The organism is Streptomyces sp. NRRL B-24085, from assembly GCF_001282115.1.
Taxonomy (GTDB): Bacteria; Actinomycetota; Actinomycetes; order Streptomycetales; family Streptomycetaceae; genus Streptomyces.
Genome location: NZ_LJBR01000285.1, coordinates 1 through 3,020 on the forward strand (window position 1 = coordinate 1; position 3,020 = coordinate 3,020).

A 3,020-nucleotide genomic window follows, 5' to 3' on the forward strand; every position below is an offset into this window, starting at 1 on the left:
GTGCGGAGGTACGGCTGCTGGGGCGGGTGGGCGCGGACTCGGCCGCCTGGCACGAGCGGGAGTTGGCCGCATGCGGAGTGCGGCCCCGCCTGGTCGTCGATCCGAAGGCGCCGACCGGGACGGTGATCTGCCTCGTGGACAACGGTGAGGCCGCCGAGCGGACGTTCCTCACCGACAGCGGCGCGACACTGCGGCTGGAGCCGGACGACTGGTCGGACGCGTTGCTCGACGGCGTGACGAGGCTGCACGTGTCGGGCTACCTGCTCTTCTCGGAGCCCAGCCGGGCGCTGGTGGCGGTGGCCGTGGAGTCGGCACGCGCGCGTGGAGTGCAGGTCAGCCTCGACCCGGCGTCTGCGGGGTTCCTCCGGGAGGTGGGAGCGGACCGTTTCCTCTCGCTGGTCGAGGGGGTGGACGTCCTGTTGCCGAGCCGGGACGAGGCGTGTCTGCTCACCGGGTTGTCCGACCTGGCAGACGCGGCGGGCGAGTTGAGCCGCCTCTTCCCGCTGGTGGTGGCCAAGCAGGGAGCAGAAGGCGCCCTGCTCGCCCGGTCCGGCGCCGTGTACGCCCACGTGCCCGCCGTGGCGGCGAGGCCCCGGGACACCACGGGGGCGGGTGACGCCTTCACGGGCGCGTTCCTCGCGTCCCTGCTGGCAGGTGCCACGCCCGAGCAGGCGGCAGCGGAAGGCTGCCGGGCGGGCGCGCTGGCGGTGGAACGGGTGGGCGGGAGACCACCGGCGCCGGAATGAGGGCTGGGTGATCGAGCCGGGTCGGCGGATGTGCCTGCGGGCTCACGGCCGGTCACCGGCTCCCGTGGACCGACTCCCGCTCCCCCGCTACGCCTTGCGCCCCCACGCCGAGATCATCGGGGCCGTGGCCAGATCCATCGTGCCGGTGGCGACGTTGGCGAGGTGACGGTCGATGTCCTCGTCCGTGGCGAGGCCCGCCGTGACCAACTGGGCGCGGATCTGGCGGATGGTGGCGGACTCCAGGGCGGCGCAGGCCGGCGAGGCGAGCGGGAAGTACGCGTCGGCGGTGACCTGACGCAGACCGGCCTCACGGAGCAGGCGCGGGAGCGTGCGGCCGTAGGAGAGGTCGGCGCCGCGGTCGGCGAGCAGTCGGCGAAAGCCCTGGCGCAGCCGGTTCGCGAGCTGCTGCTCGGGGCCGTGCTCGTCGGGGCAGGTCAGGGGTTGCAGGGCGGGGTCGGCGTCCTCCAGCAGGAGGCGTCCGCCGGGACGCAAGGACTTGATCATCGACTGCAAGGCCCGTTCCCGGTCCGGCACATGGACCAGGACGAGCCGGGCGTGCACCAGGTCGAAGCCGTCCCCGGGGGGTTCCTCGGCGCCCACGTCGTGGACGCGTACGTCCACCGGCGGGCGGGCCGCCGCGGCGAGAAGGGTGGTGTCGATGTCCGTCGCGACGACCTTCCCGGTCGGGCCGACCTTCTTCGCCAGCCAGGACACCACGGACGTGCCACCCGCGCCGACCTCCCAGCAGCGCCAGCCGGATCCGATGCCGAATCCATCGAGGTGCCGGAAGGTCGTGGGGTCGAAGAGGGTGGCGAAGGCGTCGAAGCGCTCTGCCGCCTCCGTCTGCCGGTTGTCGAGGAGATACCCGTCGGTTCGCGTCATGCCGCGATGATCCCAGTCGTCGGGCTTGTCCGAAACGGACGACGCGGCTCCAAGACGAGAGGGCCGCGGTCCGTCCACCGGGTGCGCGGCGCGGCAGCCGGCGCGACGGGTTTTCCACAGGCGGGAACCAAGCGGAACCACCCCTGTCCACAGGCTCACCCGGCGCTTGCGCCGACCTGGCAAACTGGCGCGCCAGGACGCAGAAGCGCGTCGCACGGAGATCCACACGAGGAGATCCAGATGTCCATGGCAGGGAATCTGCGAAAGGTCACGAGCCTCGGCAGGGTCGGCGGCCTGCGCAAGGTGGCCCGGCTGGCCCGGCGGCGTCCGCGCGTCGACCTCAGCCATCACGCCCGCTCCCCGCTGGGCACCTCGGTGGTCAACTGCGTGACGTACAAGGAGGGGGCCCGTATCCCCGTCGACGGCGACCTGGTCGACACTGTGGAGCGGGTGCGCAGGAGCCGTGACGGTTTCGTCTGGCTCGGTCTGCACGAGCCGTCGGACATCGAGTTCGAGGGCATCGCGGACCTCTTCGACCTGCATCCGCTGGCCGTCGAGGACGCGGTCGAGGCCCATCAGCGCCCGAAGGTGGAGCGCTACGGCGAGACGTTGTTCGCGGTGTTCAAGACGGTCTGCTACGTCGAGCACGAGGAGCTCACGGCGACCAGCGAGGTGGTCAACACCGGCGAGATCATGGTGTTCGTCGGCGAGGACTTCGTGATCACGGTGCGGCACGGCAGCCACGGGTCACTGGGCCCGCTGCGCGAGGAGCTGGAGTCCGACCCCGCGCAGCTCGCGAAGGGTCCGGCCGCGGTGCTGCACGCGATCGCGGACCATGTGGTCGACGACTATCTGGACGTCACCGATTCCCTCCAGTCGGACATCGACCTGGTCGAGACGGCGGTGTTCGCGGACAACGGCGCGCGGGTCGACCCGGGCCGCATCTACCAGCTCAAGCGTGAACTCCTGGAGCTGAAGCGGGCGGTGGCCCCGCTCAGCCGCCCGCTGGAGGAGCTCTCCGCCCGGCCGATCCACGTCATCGCCCCGGAGATACAGGCGTACTTCCGGGACGTCGCAGACCATCTGCTGCGCGCCAAGGAGCAGATCGCCGCCTTTGACGAGCTGCTCAACTCGATCCTCCAGGCACATCTCGCGCAGGTGACGGTCGCACAGAACGAGGACATGCGGAAGATCACGGCCTGGGCCGCGGTGATCGCCGTCCCGACGATGGTCTGCGGGGTGTACGGCATGAACTTCGACCACATGCCGGAGCTGCACTGGACGTTCGGCTACCCGTTGGTCATGGGCGTGATAGCCGTCGGCTGCGGTGTCCTGTACCGCGGCTTCCGGCGCAACGGCTGGCTGTGACCCGGGGCGTGCGGGGGACGGGGC

The 3,020-nt window shown here is 71.3% G+C and carries 3 protein-coding genes; 2 read left to right on the plus strand and 1 reads right to left on the minus strand.

The features are described from left to right. Nucleotides 1-746, plus strand: a 746-nt coding sequence (locus AOJ26_RS28385; RefSeq protein WP_053851211.1) for a carbohydrate kinase family protein, incomplete at its 5' end; no start/stop codon positions are given. 87 nt (nt 747-833) lie between these two features. On the opposite strand, the gene AOJ26_RS28390 is transcribed toward AOJ26_RS28385, so the two are convergent. Further along, nucleotides 834-1,628 carry a methyltransferase domain-containing protein gene (locus tag AOJ26_RS28390; RefSeq protein WP_053851212.1) on the minus strand — a complete coding sequence of 265 codons (795 nt, stop codon included), beginning with the start codon at nt 1,626-1,628 and terminating at the stop codon, nt 834-836. 240 nt (nt 1,629-1,868) lie between these two features. On the opposite strand from AOJ26_RS28390, the gene AOJ26_RS28395 reads away from it, so the two are divergent. Then, nucleotides 1,869-2,996 (plus strand): magnesium and cobalt transport protein CorA, encoded by a 1,128-nt coding sequence (locus tag AOJ26_RS28395; protein WP_053851213.1) that lies wholly within the window; start codon nt 1,869-1,871, stop codon nt 2,994-2,996. The last annotated feature ends 24 nt before the right edge of the window (nt 2,997-3,020 follow it).